Source organism: Halobellus sp. H-GB7 (genome assembly GCF_030848585.1).
In the GTDB taxonomy this organism is placed as follows: domain Archaea; phylum Halobacteriota; class Halobacteria; order Halobacteriales; family Haloferacaceae; genus Haloquadratum; species Haloquadratum inordinatus.
The window spans coordinates 209,713-227,841 of record NZ_JAVDDW010000002.1; the positions used below are offsets into that span (position 1 = coordinate 209,713).

Consider the following 18,129-nt stretch of genomic DNA (forward strand, 5'->3'; position numbering starts at 1 on the left):
TCCATACTGTCGGACAGCAGTGCGTGAATGATATTGGCACCTACGGGATGCCGATACGCTTCACAGAGTTCTGTCCGACAGTATCACTCGTCGGCGGCGAGGTTCGTCGTCAGGACGGGGACCGCCGACCGCGCGACGACATTCTGGGAGACGCTTCCCATCAGATTGTTCGTGTAGTCGCCGCGGCGGGTGCCCATCGTGATGAGATCCGCGTCGACTTCGTCGGCGTACGCCAGAATCTCGTCGGCGGGGTCGCCCTGCCGGATCGCGGTCGTGACCTCGATCCCCGCCTCGTGGAGCCGGGTCGCCGCGCGGTCGGTCGCCGCCTCGCCTTCGCCTTCTAACTCCACGAGCACGTCGGTCTTCATATCGTCTTGGAGCGTCAGGAACGCGCGGTCGTCGATGACGTAGAGAATGTACACCTCGGCGTCGCGTCGCCCGGCGATGTCGGCTGCGGTCTCGACGACCGCGTCCATCGACTCAGTCCCGTCCGTCGGCAGCAAGATTCGCTCGAACATATGGCTCTATCGGAGGTATCATCTGCGGCACCCTATATCCTCCTTTCTCGTTCCGCACGAACCGGAACTATTGTGGGGTTCGGGCTGCCGTTGCCCCGGTGCGCTCGGGGCGGCCCGAGTGAGCCCCGAGACGGGAACAGCCGCGGCGTTGAAGGCGCCCCCGTCCATTCATAGAGGTGATGGAATCGCGGTTATACCCAGATCGACTGCCGACGCGGCCCGAAACGGCCGTCTTCGTCTCCGGCGTGACGAGTATGGGGCTGGAGATTCTGGCGGGGCGGATCCTCGCGCCCGAGTTCGGCAACAGCATCTACACCTGGGGTGGGATCATCGGCGTCTTCCTCGCGGCGCTCAGTCTGGGCTACCACCGCGGCGGGAAGCGCGCGGCGACGAACGCCTCTCACTCGCGGCTGGTCGCCGTCTTCCTCGTGACGGCACTCTACGTCGCCGGCGTGGTCTTGCTCGGCGACCTCGTCGTCCGGTCCACCGGCGTCCTCCCGCTTCCCAGCGAGTTCGCGTCGCTCCCGGCGATCACGCTCCTCTTCGGACCGCCGACGTATCTCTTGGGATACGTGAGCCCCTACGCCGCGGAACTGGCAGGCGGCGACGTCGGCGCGACCGCGGGCCACGTCTACGCCGTCGGTACCGTCGGGAGCATCGTCGGCGCGTTCGCGACGACGTATCTCCTCGTGCCGCTGCTCTCGGTGCCGCAGATCGGCCTCGTGTTGGGACTCTCGGCCGTCGTCGCCGCGGTCGTCGTCGCCGCGCCCGGACTCACTGGCACGTCCGGCCTCCGCGTCGGGGTCGTCGCGCTCGCACTCGTCGCGGCGGCCGCGACCGGGGGCGTCGGTCCGAGCGTCGCCGGCGACGCCGTCTACAGCACCCAGACCCCCTATCAGGAACTCCGCGTCGTCGACCGCGGCGACACGCGGACGCTCTATCTCGACGGCCAACCCCACAGCGCGATGGACCTCGACGACCCGACGCGACACGTCTTCGATTACACCCGGTACTTCCACGCGCCGCTTTTGCTCACCGACGACGTTGACCGCGTGCTGTTCGTCGGCGGCGGCGGGTTCACGGGCCCGCGGATCTTTCACGAGACGTATCCGAACGTGACCGTCGATGTCGTCGAACTGGATCCTGCCGTCGTCGACGCCGCCGATCGGTACTTCGGCATCCCCGACTCGCCACGGATGAACGTCCACACCGGCGGTGGCCGGCAGTTCCTCGAAGAAACGAACCGCACCTACGACCTGATCGTCCTCGACGCCTACCGGAAGGACTCGGTGCCGTTTCAACTGACGACGGTCGAGTTTATGCGCCTCGCGTCGGACCGACTCGACGAGGACGGCGTCCTCCTCGCGAACCTCATCTCCGCGCCCAGCGGTCCGGCCTCAGAGTTCTACCGCGCTGAGTACAAGACGATGCAGCAAGTCTTCCCGCACGTCTACAGTTTCCCGACCGCGGGCGGTCCGGTCGTCCAGAACATCGAGATGGTGGCGACCAAGTCGGACTCACTCGTCACGCGCGAGGAGCTCCAGGCACGGAACGAGCGCCGTGACATCGGCGTCGATCTCGCGCCCGAACTCGCCTCCTACCGGCGGGACGAACCGACCGACGACGTGCCCGTGCTCAGAGACGACCGAGCCCCGGTCGACAGCCTGCTCGACGGGATGGTCGGACAGCGCTACGTGCGCGTTCGCGCGAACGCGTCGGAAAATACGTCGGACACGACGCCGCCTGCGGCCGCGGCGGACTGATAGGGATTATCGTAACCGTTCGGAGATTCTCGCCGTATCGTCCGGCGAGACATCTATGGAGACTTACGATAGTCCCTATGACCGCCCGAATCAGAACCCGAATCCGCCCCAGCGGATGTACACCATCACGGCGACGATGCTGAGTTGGAGAACGCCCTGAATCCCGGCCAGCTTCGCGTTCCGCATTCCGATGGCGCCGATGAGGTCGGCGTTCGGATTTTCGGAGGTCATCTCTAAGTACATCCGCGCTTCACCGGGGAGGATCACGCCGAACCCGAGGATCGTGAGGACGCTGACGATGGCCAGCGCGGCCAGAATCGCCGTATTCGGCATCGCGAACGTCCCGAGGTTCGCTACCAGGGAGGCGGCGCCGCCGCCGACGATGACGACGAAGAGCGCCAGCCAGCGCCAGTCGGTGAAGGCGTCAAACTGAGAGCCGATGGCCAACAGCGCCGGCCCCATCGCGGCGATAGAGAAGATGCCGCCCCACGCGGCGAGACCGGGGAGCAGTCCCATTTCGCCCGCCAGAACCATCCCGCCGACGATCGTCGTGAACGCGAGCGTCGGCATCAGGAACGTCATCTTCGGCGTGAATCGCTGGAAGACCGCCGCCCGGGTGTCGATGTCGAGACCCCCCAAAACGGGACCGAGGATCATCGCCATAAACAGGTCGATGCCCGTCCAGAGCACGCCCGCCATCACGTGAACGTACGTCAACTGCTGTGTCGTTCCGAACAGTACCGCCGCGACGAAGACCGCGAGCGGGACGACGACGGCCCCCGCCCCGAAGACCGGGTTCGCTCGGTTGGCCATCCCCTGAATCGTGTTTGAGACACTTACGCTCATCGTCGGCACCGACTGGTTAGAACGCCAATATACTATCGGTTGTCGTGACTACTTGCCGTCATTTCTGTGAGGCGTCGGTCTCGATCGCCGAGCCAGCGGCTCGAACGTCTTTCAGTCGGTCACTCCAGCACTGGAGCTATCGGGTGTAGTTTTTCGGAAAATCGCGGATCGTGCGTCGCCCTCGTTACCGCTGGACGGCGACAGCTAGAACCGGATTAGACGCGGACGACGTTCGTCGCGCGGGGGCCCTTGGGGGCCTGTTCGATCTCGAATTCGATTTCCGTACCTTCGGTGAGATCCTCGCCGCCGACGTCTTCCATGTGGAAGAACACGTCCTCGTCAGCGTCCTCTGTCTCGATGAAACCGTAACCGCCCGTGTCGTTGAAGAAGTCAACCGTACCGTTTGCCATTGCAAATAGACGAATGGCCGGTATACGGATAACACTTCTGTATTCGTTTTCAAAATTCCGGGAGCAATTATACGAATATCTGATTAGTACAGAATTTGGTTAGCGACCGACTGTACAGTCAGTTCCCGGGCAGATACAGACACAGTCCGTCGGATCCCACGCGGGATCCGATCGATCACCCAATTTTGACCGAATCTGCGAGTCCTGACTGCGGCCCGCAGAGACTCCCGTCGCTATCCGCGCAGGAGATTCATCACTTCGTCGACGACGTCGGGTTCGACGGCGACGACGTAGCGCTTGCCGGGTTCAAGCGTCGTGTCCGGGCGGGCGATGCGCTCACCTTCGTCGCCGGAGACCACGAGCGTCCCCGCGGGGAAGCGGACTTCGGACAACGTCTTGCCGGCGGCCGGCGCGCCCTCCTCGACGCGGATCTGCATCACGTCGAGCGAGCCAGTCACGTCGGCGAGCGTCTGCACGTCGCTCCCGATGATCTCGTTGGCGGCCGTCCGCGCGCCGGCGTGTTCGGGGAAGACGACGGCGTCGACGAACTGCAGGTAGGCCTCGCCCGAGGCGTCCTCGATGCGCGTCACTGTTCGGACCTCTGGTGCGAGCTCTTGGGCCACCATACAGATGGCGAGGTTGAGTCCCGAGTCGCCGGTGAGTGCGGCGATGGCGTCGGCCTCCGAAAGGTCCGCCTGCGCGAGGATGTCGGGATCGGTCGCATCGCCTCGAATGACCGTCGCCACCCACTCGTCGGCGATGGCGTCGACGACAGTCGAGTCCGGTTCGATGATCGATACGTCGTGATCGCGGTTAGCGAGCAACTTTGCGGTCTGGAACCCGACGCGCCCGCCGCCCGCGATGACGATGTTACGTTTGCTTGTCATAGTTAGTCGTCCTCCGTAGTCGGCTCAGCAATCGACGATCGCTCGGCGTCAGCCTCCTGACGCGCTCGATACCACTTGAGTCCGTAGTACGCGATAGCGCCGAGCACGATCCAGCCCACGCTGAGAAGCAGCGCGAGCGGATCGGTCCGGACGAGATACACCACCAGAACCCCGGTCAGGATCAGATTCAATCCGATCCCCAACAGTGGCGGGATCGGGTAGTAGGGGAGTTCGTAGGGGCGATTCATATCGGGGCGTTCCCGTCGCAGTTTGATCACGGCCCCGTTGACGACGACGAACGAGAGCAGGAAGAACAGACTCGACATATTGCCGGCGCTCTTGGTCGGCAGCGCGACGGACGCGAGCATCACCACCGCACTCGCGACGATGGCGACGAACGGCGTCCCGTACCGGTGGTGCAACTGTCCGAAGGACGGCAGCAGTTGCCCCTCGCGACCCATCGAGAACGCGACTCGTGAAGAGGCGATCACGACCGCGTTCAGCGCCGTCAGCGTCGAGAACACGGCCCCGAAGACGATGATCGCGCCGCCGTTTTTGATGATCGGCAGGCCGGTCGGCATAAACTCCGTCGCCGCTGCGGCGATGCCTGCCTCGCCGGCTTCAGCGAGCCCTTGCGCACCGAGCGTTCCGATCGCGACCGCGACCACGGCCATATAGACTAGCACGGTCGCGGCCAGGCTGAGGAAGATCGCTTTGGGGATGTTCTCTCTGGGGTTTTTGACTTCCTCGGTGACGGTCGTGATGAGGTCGTACCCCTCGAAGGCGATGAATGTCAGCCCCATCGCCGGCAGGATGGCGAACGCGCCCCCAGCCTCCGGAAAGAGCGGCTGAAACTCCGCTCCCGAAAACATCGGGGAGGTCGCGCCGAACGCGACGAAGACGACGAGTATCGTGACCTTCGTCGCGGTGAATATCGTCTCGACGCTCCCGCTGGCGGCCGTCGAGACGGCGTTAAGCACTACGAACAGGACGACTGCCGTGAACGCCAGCACGAAGCCGATCGGGAGAGCCATATCGATGACTGGGAGGGCGAGTGCCCCGACCTCACCCGGCGGAGGGACGATACCGTACACGTGCAGCAGTTCCAGGAAGTTGGGCGCGAACCCGAGCGCGTACAGGGCGCCCGCGATCATATACGCGAACCAGAGCATCCACCCCATCAGGAACGACGGGAGCGATTTGAACGTCTCCTTGACGAACGCGTAGCCGCCGCCGCTCTTCGGGATCGCACTCGCCAGTTCGGCGTACGAGAGTCCCGTGAATGCCGTGACGACGCCGTTGAGGATGAAGACGAGGAGTGCGGCCGGTCCCGCGATTTCGGCTGCCAGCCCGGTCAGGACGAAGATGCCTGCGCCGATCATCGCGCCCATCCCGATCATCGTGGCGTCGAGCAGACCGAGTTGGGCCTCGGGTGACCGCTCTTTGTGACTACTCATTGCCTCGTCGTCTGCGTCCGTTCGGTCGCCACCGCTGCGTCGGCGGGGGTCGATTCGATCCTGCGCGCAACTGACGTCGTCGCGGGTCGCCGCCCGAACGGCCCTGCCGACGCCCGGCGGCGATCGGCACCCGCGTCGTCTCGGTACGCATACATTCACAACAATTGCAAGCGTCCGGTTTTTAAGTACCGGTGCGGATAGCTGGTGGGACGGCCCGACGCGCGAGCCGAATCAGCAGGAAGGCGCGACGCTCAGGCGATCACGAGCCACGCGAGAAGCACGGCGAGACCGCCGAGCGACGTGGAGGCGACCGCGTGGATTCTGAGGCGGTCCAGGAGCGCGTGCGCGTCGCCCGTGACCGACAGCAGGTCGTGGATCTCGCTGCCGATCTCACACCGCGGGAGGAAGTCCATCGCGACGTGGAGGAAGACGCCGGCGGCGAATCCGAAGACGAGGCCGCGGATCGCACCGGCGGCGGGAAGCGCGATCATCGAGGATGCGATACCGGCGATACCGACGCCCGTCGCGGGAAGCAGCAACACCGAGGCGTCGCGGTCGGCGCTCACGAGCCGTCTGGCGGCCGCGTAGCCGGCAGGCCCCTTGTGCGAGACGATCGACAGGCCGAGCAGCGGGCCGAGTTCCGGCATATTCCCGTAGATGATCCCGATGATCGCGCCGGCCGAGAAGGCGTGGGCGGTCAGTTCTGCGACGGTCCGGTCCATCGGGAGATCCATATGCGCCAGTCGGTGCCCGATCGTGTGCGACCCGAACCCGGCCAGCAGGCCGAACGCGACGCCGAAACCACCCCACTGTGGGTGTTGTCCGATCGCCTGCGGCACCAGGAACACTGCGGCGCTCGTCACCATCGCGCCCGCGGCGAGCCCGTAGCCCCACACGAGCACGCCCGCACTGCCGTCTTTCGTCCGCACGCCCAGCGGTGCCGCAAGCGCCATCGCGAAGAACGCGACCCAGGAGATGCCGACGAGCTTTCCGCTCCCCGTCGTGCCGACCGCGACAGCCAGTACAGACAGCGCGGCGAGCACGAGCGTCGCCAGAAGCCCCACCCGAGAGAATCGTCCCATAATATGAATCCGACCGTTTTGGTTAATAACACTCACGTTGATAACATAGAAAGCGTATTTAATAAAATGGGACTGGGTGTACGGTTCGACTCGCAGAATCGGTGACTGCCGATCGAGCGCAGGACGCTATCGCGAGCGAGTTGCCTGCATCCAGGTCTTCAGATCGACGCGCTCGCCGTCGATCTCCGCCGGCGTCGCCTCGGTCGCGGCCCAGACGAACATCTGGGCGACCTCGGTGGGGTCACGGCCACCCGGCGCGCTCAGGTCGGTGTCGACGAGGCCGGGGTCGACGATCGTCGCGGTCTGCTCGACGTCGACGGCCAACTGCCGGACTAACGACTCGACTGCGCCCTTGGAGACGGCATACGCACCCATTCCGGGGTCGTAGTCGACGGCGATAGCCCCCGACGGGACGAGGAACCGCCCCTCGCTCGGCATTTGATCGAGCGCTTCCTTCGCCGTGGCGAAGACGCCGCGGAGATTCGTTCGGATGGTGTCGTCGAAGCGGTCGTACGGCTCCTCGTGGATCGGTGCCTCGCCGGACGCGGCGTGTTTGACGCCCGCGTTGGCGACGACCACGTCGATGCCGTCTCGTCCGCCGGTGTCGTCCGCGACGTCGACGAGGTGTGCGATGTCGGACTCCTCGCGAACGTCGGCACGGACGCCTTCGACGGTGGCGGTACTGGCCGACCCGTTCTCGCTGGCCGTACTGGCCGCCTCTCTCGCGTCGGCGATAGCGTCGTCGAGCGCGTCGGCGTCGCGCGCACACCCGACGACCGCCGCTCCCTCCGCGGCGAACGCCGCGAGCAACGCGCGTCCGATGCCGCGACTGGCACCGGTGACGAGAACTGTCGCGTCGGTGAGGTCCATATATCGATGTGGCGCCGATCGCAGGTAAAGATACTCGCCGCTTGGCGACGGTCTCGCCACGCGACCCGCAACAAACGCGCGACGACGGCGTCACACGGTCATTCGATTTATACTTTCCACGCTCTAAGTCGACCCTATGGACTCCCTCTCGGAGCTCCGCTCACTCGACGGCGCGGACGTCGTCGTCGTCGGGGGCGGATTTGGCGGCCTCTCGACCGCTTGCTATCTGGCCGGTGCCGGTGCCGACGTGACGCTACTGGAGAAGAACGGGCAACTCGGTGGCCGCGCGAGCCGCCTGGAAGTCGACGGCTTTCGCTTCGATATGGGGCCGTCGTGGTATCTGATGCCGGACGTGTTCGAGCGCTTCTTCGAGCACTTCGATCACGAGCCCGCCGATTACTACGATCTCACGCGGCTCGACCCGCACTACCGGATCTTCTTCAAAGACGGCGACCGCGTCGATATGGTGCCGGACCTCGAACAGAACCGACAGACGTTCGAGTCCTACGAACCCGGCGCGGGCGACCGCTTCGACGAGTACCTCCAGAAGTCGAAGAAGAACTACGAGGTCGGGATGGAGCACTTCGTCTACGAGGATCGCTCCTCGCTCCGGGACTTCATCGACTGGAACGTCTTCAAGAATGCCCGCGGCCTCTCGCTCATCGGCTCGATGCAGGATCACGTCGAGAAGTACTTCGATCACCCCAAACTCCAGCAGATTATGCAGTACACGCTGGTGTTCCTCGGCGGCGCGCCGAACAACACGCCGGCGCTCTACAATCTGATGAGCCACGTCGATTTCAATATGGGCGTCTACTACCCCGAGAACGGACTCGGGGGCGTCGTCGACGGTATCGTCGCGCTCGGCGAGGAACTCGGCGTCGACTTCCACACCGACAGCCCGGTCGCAGAGATCCGTGGCCGCGAGGGCGCGTTCGTCACCCGGACCGAGGACGGCCGGGAGTTCTACGCCGACTACGTCGTCAGCGACGCCGACTACCGGCACACCGAGATGGAGCTTCTCCCGCCGGAAAAACGGCAGTACGACGAGGACTACTGGGAGTCGCGGACGTACGCCCCCTCGGCGTTCCTGCTCTATCTCGGCGTCGAGGGCGACGTCGACCCGCTCGAACACCACACGCTCGTGCTCCCGACCGACTGGGACGAGCACTTCGAGCGCATCTTCGACGACCCGGCGTGGCCCGAAGACCCCGCCTATTACCTCTGTGTCCCCTCCGAGACTGACGACACCGTCGCGCCCGAGGGACACTCGAACCTGTTCGCACTCGTCCCGATCGCCGCGGGACTCGAAGACACCCCCGAGATGCGCGCGGAGTTCCGCGATCTCGTGTTGGACGACATCGAGGCAAACACCGGCGTCGCCCTCCGAGACCGGATCGTCTTCGAGAAGTCCTTCTGTGTGAACGACTTCACGAACCGCTACAACAGCACGAAAGGAACCGCCCTCGGCCTCGCTCACACGCTTCGGCAGACCGCGCTGTTCCGCCCGCCGCACCACTCCGAGGCGGTCGACGGGCTCTTCTTCACGGGATCGTTCACGACGCCCGGCATCGGCGTGCCGATGTGTCTAATCAGCGGCGAGCTCACAGCCGAGGCGATGGCCGAACGGGCGGGCTGAGGATGTCTGGCCGCCTGCGGTATCTGCTGACGCTGTCGCGTCCGCGCTTTTGGTTCTACCTCGCCGGCCCCGTCGTCGTCGGCGTCGCGTTCGGAGCCGACACGACTGGCGACCTGTTCACGGCGGTGAGCGTCGGCCTCTTCGCGTACTTCCTGCTCCCGGCGAACGTCTTCCTCTACGGCGTCAACGACGTCTTCGACGTCGACGTCGACGTCGCGAACCCGAAGAAGGACGAGCGGGAGGCCCGGTGGAGCGGCGACTCGGCCGTCGCAGCTGTCATCGCGCTCTCGACGCTTCTGGGGGCGGTGACGTTCCTCCTCACGTCCCCGCGGGCGTGGCCGTATCTCGCCGGGTTCTTCCTCCTCGGCTTTCAGTACTCCGCGCCGCCGCTGCGATTCAAGACGACGCCGTTTCTCGATTCGGTCTCGAACGGTCTGTACGTCCTTCCGGGTGCGGCCGCGTACGCCGCTGTCGCGGGCGCACATCCGCCGCTCGCCGCGGTCGCGGGCGCGTGGCTCTGGGCGATGGGGATGCACACCTTCTCGGCCATCCCCGACATCGACCCCGACAGGGAGGCCGGGATCCGGACGACGGCGACGTTTCTCGGCGAGCGGCGCACCTTCGCGTACTGCCTCTGCTGTTGGCTCGCCGCGGCGGTCGTCTTCGGCCTCGTCGACGTCCGGATCGGCCTCTTGCTCGGGGCGTACCCCCTCTTGATCCTCGCGGTCTACCGGTCTGACGTCGACGTCGACCGCGCGTACTGGTGGTATCCGATGCTCAACACGGCCGTCGGGACGCTGCTGACGCTCGGGGCGCTCTGGAGGCTCGTCAATGCCTGATCCGGACGCTCGCTCGTCGCTCGCGACGCTCACGGAGCAACTGCCGCAGACGCGTGCGGAGTGGGAGTCGCGGCTGGAGCATCTCGTGCGCGAGAACCGCTTTACGATCTCGGTGTTCTTCCCGCTGAACGGGATCGTGCTCCTCCTCGCGAGCGCCGAGGGACTCCTGCCCGCGCCGCTGGCGTTCAACGGGCTGTTGATCCTCATCGGCACGGCCGTGATGCGCTCGCCGCTCGTCGTCGGCGTCCTCTCGATCACTGACCGTCGGGCGGCCGTCGGCGTTGGCGCACTGACGCTGTACGCCTACGTCATCGAGTTCGTTGGGGTCCAGACCGGCCTCCCCTACGGCGAGTTCTTCTACGGCGTCGACCTCGGGCCGGTCGTCGCGGGCGTGCCCCTCGGCCTGCCCATCTTCTTCATCCCGCTTGTGATGAACTCGTATCTCCTCTGTCTCCTTTTGCTGGGCGACCGCGCCGCCCACGCGGCGACGCGTCTCCTCGCCGTGATCGCGGCCGTCCTCACGATGGATCTCGTCCTCGATCCCGGCGCTGTCGCGCTCGGTTTCTGGGTGTACCCGAACGGCGGGGCGTTCTACGGCGTCCCGCTGTCGAACTACGCCGGGTGGGTCCTCTCGGCGACAGTCGCTGTCGTCGCGCTCGACTGGGGATACGACCGTCACGCGCTGCGCGCGCGACTGGAAGACTGCGAATTTCTGCTCGACGACCTCGTCTCCTTCGTCATCCTCTGGGGCGGCATCAACGCGTGGTTCGGGAACTGGATCCCGGTCGCGCTGGCGGCGCTGTTCGGACTCGGCCTCCTCCGGGCCGACCGGTTCGACGTGCCGACCCGCGGTCTGCCGTGGATCCAGAGTCAGACGTCGACGCGGAGCCAGGAGTCGACGCAAAAACAGGAGTCGACGTCGAAGCGCTGATAGGGATTATCGTCACTGTTCGGAGATTCTCGCCGTACCGTCCGGCGAGACATCTATGCGGACGTACGATAATCCCAATGAGAACGAATCGGACGGACTGAACGCCCCTATTCGCTCCGCGTGAAACTGCGGAGCCATCCCGAGACTCGCCCGCCCGTCCATCTTGACGCACCCGAACCGGTCGTCCGGCCCGGCGACGGCCCCGAATGGCCCGAATCCCGCGTCGTCTCGCTCTCGTCGGGGTACGGCACGACGCTGACGCGGCGGAACACCGCGACCGGGTCGCGTTCGAGCGCCCAGTACAGGCGCGTCTTCGCCAGTAAGTACAGCTTTCTGGACGTCGACAGCGACGGCGTCGTCGAGAGGACGTCGCAGTCGCGAGTGCGAATCTCGTGGTGGTGGTCGGCGTAGAGGACCGCGGCCAGGAGGACGGCGAACTGGCAGTCCTCGGGGAGATACTTGATCCCCTCGACGCCCTCGCGGTAGAGGGCTTCCGCTCGCTGTAGTTCTTCGCGCATCGCGGCCTGGAAGTTCTCGTCGAACTCGAAGTTCAGTATCTGTTCTTCGGTGACGCCGTGTTTTCGGAGCGTCTCCTGGGGAAGGTAGATCCGGTCGCGCTCGACGACGTCCTCGCGGACGTCGCGGAGGAAGTTCGACAACTGGAACGCCTCACCGAGCGCCGTGGCGTGCGGGAGGGCCTGCTCGGCCTGCGGCGTCTCCATAATCTGGGTCATCATCCGACCGACGGCGGCCGCAGAGCCGTCCATGTACGCCTCCAGTTCCTCGTACGTCTCGTAGCGGTCGGTGTCGATGTCCGAGAGCATCGCGTCGATGAAGACGTCGACGTCGGACGCGGGGATGTCGTGTGTCTCGCGGAGTTCGGCGAACGCGGTCAACACGGGGTCGTCTGCGTCCTCCTCTCCGAGCGCCTGCCGCCGCAACTCTTCGAGTCGCCGTCGCTGCTCCTCCGGCGGAGCGGTGTCGACGGCGTCGACGACTTCGTCTGCGACCCGGAAGAACGCGTACAACACGTACGTCTCGTGTCGGACGCGCTCGGGGAGGACCCGAGTCGCGAGGTGGAAGGTCTTCCCGGTTCGCCGCTGGATTTCCTTGCTCTGTCGGATCTGTTCTTGTTTGACCATCGTTAGGTACCACGTTTCAGGGCGTCCCGTCGTCGTGCCGTCCGACCACGCATCTGTCGTTCATATTACGGACTGGCTTCATATAACGCTTCGTGCCGATTTGAAACCAAATCGAACTCGAAGCAAAAAAACGGCCAATAGACTCATATACCCGTTTTCGACGGTTCCGAAATCACGGTATCAGATTACCAGAATGTATCGCTACAGTCGTAGACGACTCCGTGCTCCGGACAGACGTACTTGCAGTGGCGATGTGCCATCGGTCGCTCGCAGATCGGACAGGGGCGACCTGGCGGCGTTTCGACGCCGTCCGCGGGGGCGTCCTCGACGGGCGCGTCGCTCTGTCCGCTGGCCGAAGTCGGTTCGTTCGCGTCGCTCACGTCACAGTCGGGGGTCGCAGTCGACAAGAAGATTCGCGTTGTCGCACGTCGCGCCGGCGCGGAACCCGAGCGCGAAAGAGGCTGCGGTCAGCCGACCGAATCAATCAGCCGACTGGTTCATACTGCCGAATACGTCCGTAAATTGCCTCGGGGTCAAGCCCCGAGGCTTTCGCGTGGACTCCCGTTCTAACTGCTGAGAGCAGTAGGTGAATATTCGCCGTTCACGTTCAGCGTCCCGCGATTCAAGCGCACATCTACGGGTGCGCCTCCGTCGTTTGCGTTTTGCCGACGACGGAGATACTGCAAACCGATGTTCTTCGAAGCGTTGTAGTCAGCGTGGTTCTCGTACCCGCACTTCTGACAACAGAACGCTTCACCAGACCGATTGTCGCTGTGGGTAAACCCACACGTCGAACACCGCTTGGAAGTGTTCCGAGGGTCAACCTGCACGACCTCCACGCCGTACTCCTCGGCCTTGTACTCAACGTACTCGTAGAGGCGTCGAAAGGCCCAGACGTGTTGCCACGTCGCCTTCAAGATGTTCTCCCGAATATGGGTCAAGTCCTCGAACACGATGTGTGAGCAGTCGTGTTCGACGGCCTCCTCGATGAGTTCGTTTGCCACCGAGTGTAGGAATATCTCGAAACGCCCCGTCTCTTTGTGACCCACTGATTCGATGTTCTCGTGAGCGTGGCGAGAGCCACACTGTTGAAGCGACCCACGACGTTTCTCGTACTCTCGACGCCAGTGGTTAAACTCGTCTGCCGACCAGAGCCGCCCGGTCGAAGCGACGGCGATGTTGTTGACGCCCAAATCCACACCAAGGACTGTTCTGTGCTTGGACTCGGATTCAGGTTCGTCGTCTGCTTCGACCTTTCTCATCGAGGCGTGCAAGTACCAGTCTCCGTCGCGGTGCTGCAAGTGCGCCATCCTGAACTCAAAGTCCTCGTCGGAAACGTACTTCCTCGGGGGGTTCTCCGAGTTGTCGGGGAGGATGTAGTCGCACTCGATTCTGCCGTCTACGGTGGAGAGGGATACGTGGTCGCGGTGGAACGTCGCACTGCGCTTGTCGTACACCGCGCTGTCCGCTGAGAAGTGGGGTCGTGACGTGGTCTCTCCACGCTTGAGGCGTTCGACTCCACTTTTGACTGCTTCAACAGCCCGACGAATGCCTTTCTGGACGAGGTTGGCGGTGAGGTCGGTTTCGTCGCGGAGTTGGTCGTACAGAGCGCGTTCGGCTTTGGCTTTGGATGTGACGTGGTATCCGTCGTCGTCACCAGATACGCGAGATGTTTCTGGTTGGCAGCCAGATTCCTCTGGAATCTGGCGACGCCCGTGCCAGCACCACTCGCTTGCGGTGTTGGCGCAGTGTTTGAACTGCTCGACAGTCTCGCGGAGGAGCAGGTCGGCTCCTTCAGGAATGTCGAGTTTGATGACGGCGGTGCGACGGTATTCCACTGTGTTTCACATATTTGGCTGTGGTTATTTATTAGTTGGAAGTCGGCCTGCCTTTGTAGCGTGGTTTGTGTCCTCGGTTGTCGGCTTCCTCCCCGCGGTCAAGCCTCGGGGCATCCGCCTTGATTTTTTCTGTGAAGCAGTGCGGCACCCCAGGGGTGCCGAGCATCTTCTCGTAGCTATAGTAGCGTTTGCAAGTCTTCACGCGCCTGATCGCCCGACAGCGTGTGATCGGCTGCGCAATCAGTTGTAAACGCTACTATCTGTCCGACCGTATCAGCACTCCGACCAGCCGCAGGCCTCGCAGGTCTTGCAGCCTTCGGAGTAGTACAGCGACATACTGCCACACTCGGGGCACTCGGGGCTCTCGCCGGCCGCGAGCAGGTCGTCGGTCGCATCAGAGTCGCCAGCGGGTCCGGAGCCGCCCGCGAGGTCCACGCTGTCGCCGACGTCGACGTCCTCGACGTCTACGGCCGCGCCGCCGTCGGTCTCACGACCCGGCGAGACGCTCGCGTTTTCGGTCTGCTCTGAGACCTCTGTCAGGTTCTGCTGCTGGGGGTAGCCCTTGTCGATCTCGCCGTCGAGGTAGCGTCGCATCGCCGTGCCGATCGCGTCCGGGATGGAGTTGATCTGTTCGCCTTTGTCCCAGGCGACCTTCGGGCTGCGGATGCCCTGCAGTTCGCTCGCGATCTCGCTCGGGTCGACGCCCGAACGCAGCGCCGTCGAGACGGTCTTCGCGAGCGCCTCGGTGAAGGAGGCGGTGAAGCCGCCGGAGTTGCCGATGTTCGCGAAGAGCTCGAAGGGCTTGCCCTGGTCGTCCTCGTTGATGTTGACGTAGAGCTTTCCGTAGCCCGTGTCGATGCGCTGGGTGACGCCGTGGAGGACGTCGGGGCGCGGGCGCTTCTTGCCGAGGTCGGTCTCGCCGTCGGCGGCCGACAGCAGCCGTTCGACCTCCCGGTCGAGCGCCGCCTGGACCTCGTCGTTCTCGAGGAAGCCGTCGATGCCGCCGAAGACGTCTTCGATCTGCTCGACGAGCGTCTCCGCGGCCTCGCTCTCGTCGGCGAAGTCAGTGTTCTGCGCGCGCGTGGTGAGGACTTGCTTCGAGCGCGTGCCGTCGCGGTAGACGGTCACGCCCTTCCCGCCGTTGCGGTAAATGTAGCGGTAGACCTCGTCCATATCCTCTTTGCTGGCGGAGTTCGGGAAGTTACAGGTCTTCGAGATGGCGGAGTCGACGCCTTCCTGGGTCGCACACTGCACGGCAGCGTGCTGCTTGCCAGAGAGGTCGCCGGTGACGACGAACAGTTCCGAAATCGCGTCCGGAACCGTCGACAGCGAGGAGACGCCGTCGAACTCGTTTTCGGCCATCTGGGTCTGGGCCTCCTGCTTGACGGCGTCGACGTCGATGTCGTTGGCCTCCAGCGTCCGGAGGAAGTAGTCGTCGAACTCGACGAGCATCTCGTCGCCCTGCACGTCGTCGGAGACGTTCTTGTAGTAGGCGACGTTGTAGATCGGCTCGATCCCGCCCGTCGTGTTGCCGACCATCGAGGTGGTGCCGGTCGGGGCCACCGTGGTCGTGTTGTGGTTCCGGATCGGGAAGCCGTCTTCCCACTCGTCGGCGTCGAGGCCGACGTAGTGCTCGAACCAGTCGCGATACTCGGTCGGGTCGGCGTACTTCGAGTCCTCCCAGTCGGCGAAGGTGCCGCGGTCCTTCGCGAGTTCGTGGCTGGTCCACTTGGACTCGTGGTTGATGTGGGTCATCAGTTGGCGAGCGACCTCGTTGCCCGCCTCGGTGCCGTACTGGATGCCGAGCTGAATGTACAGCTGTGCCAGCCCCATCACGCCGAGCCCGATCTTCCGCATATCCCGGACCTTCTCTTCGATCTCCGGAACGGGGAAGTCCGACATCGTGACGACGTTCTCTAGGAAGTGCGTCCCGCGGTCGATGCGGTAGTCGAACTCCTCCCAGTCGATGGCGTTTTCGAGGAACGCGTCGACGGCGTCTTCGAACTCGTCGTACTCGTCGCCGTGGGCATCGTACCAGGCGCGCCAGTCGGGGGCGTCGAAGTCGACGAGCGTCGAGAGATTGATGTGGCCGAGGTTACAGGCCTCGTACTCCTCCAGCGGCTGCTCGCCGCAGGGGTTCGTCGCCAGGATGCGGTGGTCCGGGTGCTCCTCGACGTCGAACGAGTGGAGTTTGTTCACGCGTTCGAGGTAGATGACGCCCGGCTCGCCGTTCTCGTGGGCGCCGTCGACGATGTGGTCCCACAGTTTCTCTGCGGGCACGGAGAGTTCCTCGCCGACCTCGACGTGCTCGCCCAGGCCGAACATATCGTACAGTTCCTTCGTCTCGGCCGTAGCGATGTGCGGTTCACCCGTCCGGGGGTTGGTGAACGTGAACTCCTCGCCCTCGAACAGCGCGTCCATGAAGTCGTCGGTGATGCCGACGGAGATGTTGAAGTTCGAGAGGTGGCCCTCGACTGCGTTCCGGAGGTGCTTCGGGACGCGTCCCTCCTCGTCGATGAGTTCGCGCGCTTCGTCAAGCGCGTCGGCGAAGGAGTTGTGGGTGAAGTCGTCGGGGTCGTTCAGTCGCAGCGTGTGCGCCAGCGAGACGTCCTTGTTCTTCGCGTGAATGAACTGGATGACGTCGGGGTGGCTGACCCGCATAACGCCCATCTGCGCGCCGCGTCGCGCGCCGCCCTGCGCGATCGTCTCACAGAGCTGGTCGTACGTTCGCATAAACGTGATCGGGCCGGAGGCGATGCCGCCGGTCGAGCCGACCGGGTCGCCGTAGGGGCGGAGCCGCCAGAAGGCATAGCCCATCCCGCCGCCGCTCTGGAAGACCTGCGCGGCCTCTTTGGCTGTCTGATGGATGTCGTCGATGTCGTCGTCGGGAGAGTCGACGAAACACGCCGAGAGCTGCTGGAGTTCGTCGCCGGCGTTCATCAGCGTCGGCGAGTTCGGCATGAAGGAGAGATCTTCCATCAGTTCTTCGAACTCCTCGCGCTTCGTCTCGACGGCCGCTTTGATCTCCTCGGGGAGTTCGGGGACGACAGTGTCGTAGGCGAACTTGTTGGCGTTGTAGACCGACAGCGACGTCTCGGCGTCGGAGTCGGCGTCGACGCCCTTGCCGAACACTTCCGCGGCGAGTTCGTCGCGGCGCGGGTGGTCGGGCTTCAACTGGTCGGGCGTGACCGTAACGTCGACGTCGCGGCGCTCGGCCTCGAAGACGGCCTCCGCGAGCGCGACGTTCTTCGCGACGCGCGGGAAGAGATCTTCCTGGGACTCGATAGGGTCGCCGTTGGCGTCCTTGCGGAGGTAGCGCGCCGGCAGAATGTTGTGGTAAGCGTTGGCAGTGAGCCGCTCTTCGAGCGTGTCGCCGTCGGTACGCTTGACGGGCAGTTCGAGCTCGCCTGCGTTCACGGACTGGTCGCTCATCTACTGTACCTCCTGCCCTGTGCGGTTGCACCGGGCGATCTCGAATCGGGTGACTGACTCAGTTCTGGGCATTTGTAACGATGACTTGTGAGTGTGGCAGGTCGGTTAAGGCTTCGGTATCCGGACTCTACCGTGATAAATATCATATTTTATACCTACACCCTGACCGGCTGCGCCACGCGTTCGACGTGACGAGGGATCGTATGCGCGGAGGGGGTATGAAGGTTAGCAGACCGAAGTGGAAGTGAAAATACGAATCTGCGAGTCGAGCGCTGTCAGTCGATTATCCAGCGGAACCGAGGGGGCGTCGCACGCCCTGAGCTCGCCCACGTGGGGGACGGCCGACTGCGAGCCCCCAACCGACTGAGTCTCGTATAAATGCTCCTCATTCGCCGGGTTTGTCAGATTCCATATCAATCAGCCACAGTCCGGACGGTATCGTCAGCTTCAACCGTCGCACTCCCCCACAGACTTA

15 protein-coding genes are annotated in these 18,129 nt (G+C 64.2%); 4 read left to right on the plus strand and 11 right to left on the minus strand.

Annotated features, from left to right (window positions below; all coding sequences use genetic code 11):
- Positions 1 to 83: 83 nt before the first annotated feature.
- The gene (locus tag RBH22_RS06010; RefSeq protein WP_256289894.1) at positions 84 to 518 is read right to left on the minus strand and encodes a universal stress protein; all 435 of its coding nucleotides are present in this window, start codon (positions 516 to 518) and stop codon (positions 84 to 86) included.
- 179 nt (positions 519 to 697) lie between these two features.
- Here RBH22_RS06010 and RBH22_RS06015 point away from each other — a divergent pair, with 179 nt between their 5' ends.
- Entirely contained in the window at positions 698 to 2,281 is a 1,584-nt protein-coding gene (locus RBH22_RS06015) for a fused MFS/spermidine synthase (RefSeq protein ID WP_306676860.1), read from the plus strand.
- A 90-nt stretch (positions 2,282 to 2,371) separates the two neighbouring features.
- Here the strand turns inward: RBH22_RS06015 and RBH22_RS06020 are convergent, their stop codons facing one another.
- The 6 genes from RBH22_RS06020 to RBH22_RS06045 all read right to left on the minus strand — a co-directional run bounded on the left by RBH22_RS06020 (position 2,372) and on the right by RBH22_RS06045 (position 7,833).
- A complete protein-coding gene (locus RBH22_RS06020; RefSeq protein WP_306676861.1) occupies positions 2,372 to 3,127 on the minus strand; it encodes a hypothetical protein in 756 nt (251 codons plus the stop codon).
- 215 nt (positions 3,128 to 3,342) lie between these two features.
- A complete protein-coding gene (locus RBH22_RS06025; RefSeq protein ID WP_049987241.1) occupies positions 3,343 to 3,537 on the minus strand; it encodes a cold-shock protein in 195 nt (64 codons plus the stop codon).
- Between the two features lie 233 nt (positions 3,538 to 3,770).
- The gene (locus tag RBH22_RS06030; RefSeq protein ID WP_306676862.1) at positions 3,771 to 4,424 is read right to left on the minus strand and encodes a TrkA family potassium uptake protein; all 654 of its coding nucleotides are present in this window, start codon (positions 4,422 to 4,424) and stop codon (positions 3,771 to 3,773) included.
- A gap of 2 nt (positions 4,425 to 4,426) precedes the next feature.
- Positions 4,427 to 5,881: an APC family permease gene (locus tag RBH22_RS06035; RefSeq protein ID WP_306676863.1), complete on the minus strand. Its 1,455-nt coding sequence runs from the start codon at positions 5,879 to 5,881 to the stop codon at positions 4,427 to 4,429.
- 251 nt (positions 5,882 to 6,132) lie between these two features.
- The gene (locus tag RBH22_RS06040; RefSeq protein WP_256545279.1) at positions 6,133 to 6,963 is read right to left on the minus strand and encodes a ZIP family metal transporter; all 831 of its coding nucleotides are present in this window, start codon (positions 6,961 to 6,963) and stop codon (positions 6,133 to 6,135) included.
- Positions 6,964 to 7,089: 126 nt separating this feature from the next.
- A complete protein-coding gene (locus RBH22_RS06045; RefSeq protein ID WP_306676864.1) occupies positions 7,090 to 7,833 on the minus strand; it encodes an SDR family oxidoreductase in 744 nt (247 codons plus the stop codon).
- Between the two features lie 136 nt (positions 7,834 to 7,969).
- On the opposite strand from RBH22_RS06045, the gene crtI reads away from it, so the two are divergent.
- The 3 genes from crtI to cruF are packed head-to-tail and all read left to right on the plus strand — an operon-like array spanning position 7,970 to position 11,242.
- Entirely contained in the window at positions 7,970 to 9,472 is a 1,503-nt protein-coding gene (gene crtI / locus RBH22_RS06050) for a phytoene desaturase family protein (RefSeq protein ID WP_256545281.1), read from the plus strand.
- Positions 9,473 to 9,474: 2 nt separating this feature from the next.
- The gene (locus RBH22_RS06055) at positions 9,475 to 10,311 is read left to right on the plus strand and encodes a prenyltransferase (RefSeq protein ID WP_256545282.1); all 837 of its coding nucleotides are present in this window, start codon (positions 9,475 to 9,477) and stop codon (positions 10,309 to 10,311) included.
- Positions 10,304 to 11,242, plus strand: a complete 939-nt coding sequence (cruF, locus tag RBH22_RS06060; protein WP_306676865.1) for a bisanhydrobacterioruberin hydratase — start codon at positions 10,304 to 10,306, stop codon at positions 11,240 to 11,242. The genes RBH22_RS06055 and cruF overlap by 8 nt, the downstream gene beginning before the upstream one ends.
- A gap of 107 nt (positions 11,243 to 11,349) precedes the next feature.
- Here cruF and RBH22_RS06065 read toward each other — a convergent pair whose 3' ends face one another.
- The 4 genes from RBH22_RS06065 to RBH22_RS06080 form a co-directional block, all read right to left on the minus strand.
- Positions 11,350 to 12,384 carry a phytoene/squalene synthase family protein gene (locus RBH22_RS06065; RefSeq protein ID WP_306676866.1) on the minus strand — a complete coding sequence of 345 codons (1,035 nt, stop codon included), beginning with the start codon at positions 12,382 to 12,384 and terminating at the stop codon, positions 11,350 to 11,352.
- Between the two features lie 185 nt (positions 12,385 to 12,569).
- Complete coding sequence (locus RBH22_RS06070; protein WP_256545285.1) at positions 12,570 to 12,764, minus strand: HVO_2523 family zinc finger protein; 195 nt, start codon at positions 12,762 to 12,764, stop codon at positions 12,570 to 12,572.
- 186 nt (positions 12,765 to 12,950) lie between these two features.
- On the minus strand, positions 12,951 to 14,222 hold the full coding sequence (locus RBH22_RS06075) for a transposase (protein WP_306676867.1): 1,272 nt from the start codon (positions 14,220 to 14,222) through the stop codon (positions 12,951 to 12,953).
- A gap of 273 nt (positions 14,223 to 14,495) precedes the next feature.
- Complete coding sequence (locus RBH22_RS06080; protein ID WP_306676868.1) at positions 14,496 to 17,654, minus strand: adenosylcobalamin-dependent ribonucleoside-diphosphate reductase; 3,159 nt, start codon at positions 17,652 to 17,654, stop codon at positions 14,496 to 14,498.
- Between the last annotated feature and the right edge of the window lie 475 nt (positions 17,655 to 18,129).

Excerpts from the sequence above, each read along its gene's own strand:
- RBH22_RS06010 (WP_256289894.1), bottom strand. The coding sequence starts at position 518 with ATGTTCGAGCGAATCTTGCTGCCGACGGACGGGACTGAGTCGATGGAC.
- RBH22_RS06015 (WP_306676860.1), top strand. The coding sequence starts at position 698 with ATGGAATCGCGGTTATACCCAGATCGACTGCCGACGCGGCCCGAAACG.
- RBH22_RS06020 (WP_306676861.1), bottom strand. The coding sequence starts at position 3,127 with ATGAGCGTAAGTGTCTCAAACACGATTCAGGGGATGGCCAACCGAGCG.
- RBH22_RS06025 (WP_049987241.1), bottom strand. The coding sequence starts at position 3,537 with ATGGCAAACGGTACGGTTGACTTCTTCAACGACACGGGCGGTTACGGT.
- RBH22_RS06030 (WP_306676862.1), bottom strand. The coding sequence starts at position 4,424 with ATGACAAGCAAACGTAACATCGTCATCGCGGGCGGCGGGCGCGTCGGG.
- RBH22_RS06035 (WP_306676863.1), bottom strand. The coding sequence starts at position 5,881 with ATGAGTAGTCACAAAGAGCGGTCACCCGAGGCCCAACTCGGTCTGCTC.
- RBH22_RS06040 (WP_256545279.1), bottom strand. The coding sequence starts at position 6,963 with ATGGGACGATTCTCTCGGGTGGGGCTTCTGGCGACGCTCGTGCTCGCC.
- RBH22_RS06045 (WP_306676864.1), bottom strand. The coding sequence starts at position 7,833 with ATGGACCTCACCGACGCGACAGTTCTCGTCACCGGTGCCAGTCGCGGC.
- crtI (WP_256545281.1), top strand. The coding sequence starts at position 7,970 with ATGGACTCCCTCTCGGAGCTCCGCTCACTCGACGGCGCGGACGTCGTC.
- RBH22_RS06055 (WP_256545282.1), top strand. The coding sequence starts at position 9,475 with ATGTCTGGCCGCCTGCGGTATCTGCTGACGCTGTCGCGTCCGCGCTTT.
- cruF (WP_306676865.1), top strand. The coding sequence starts at position 10,304 with ATGCCTGATCCGGACGCTCGCTCGTCGCTCGCGACGCTCACGGAGCAA.
- RBH22_RS06065 (WP_306676866.1), bottom strand. The coding sequence starts at position 12,384 with ATGGTCAAACAAGAACAGATCCGACAGAGCAAGGAAATCCAGCGGCGA.
- RBH22_RS06080 (WP_306676868.1), bottom strand. The coding sequence starts at position 17,654 with ATGAGCGACCAGTCCGTGAACGCAGGCGAGCTCGAACTGCCCGTCAAG.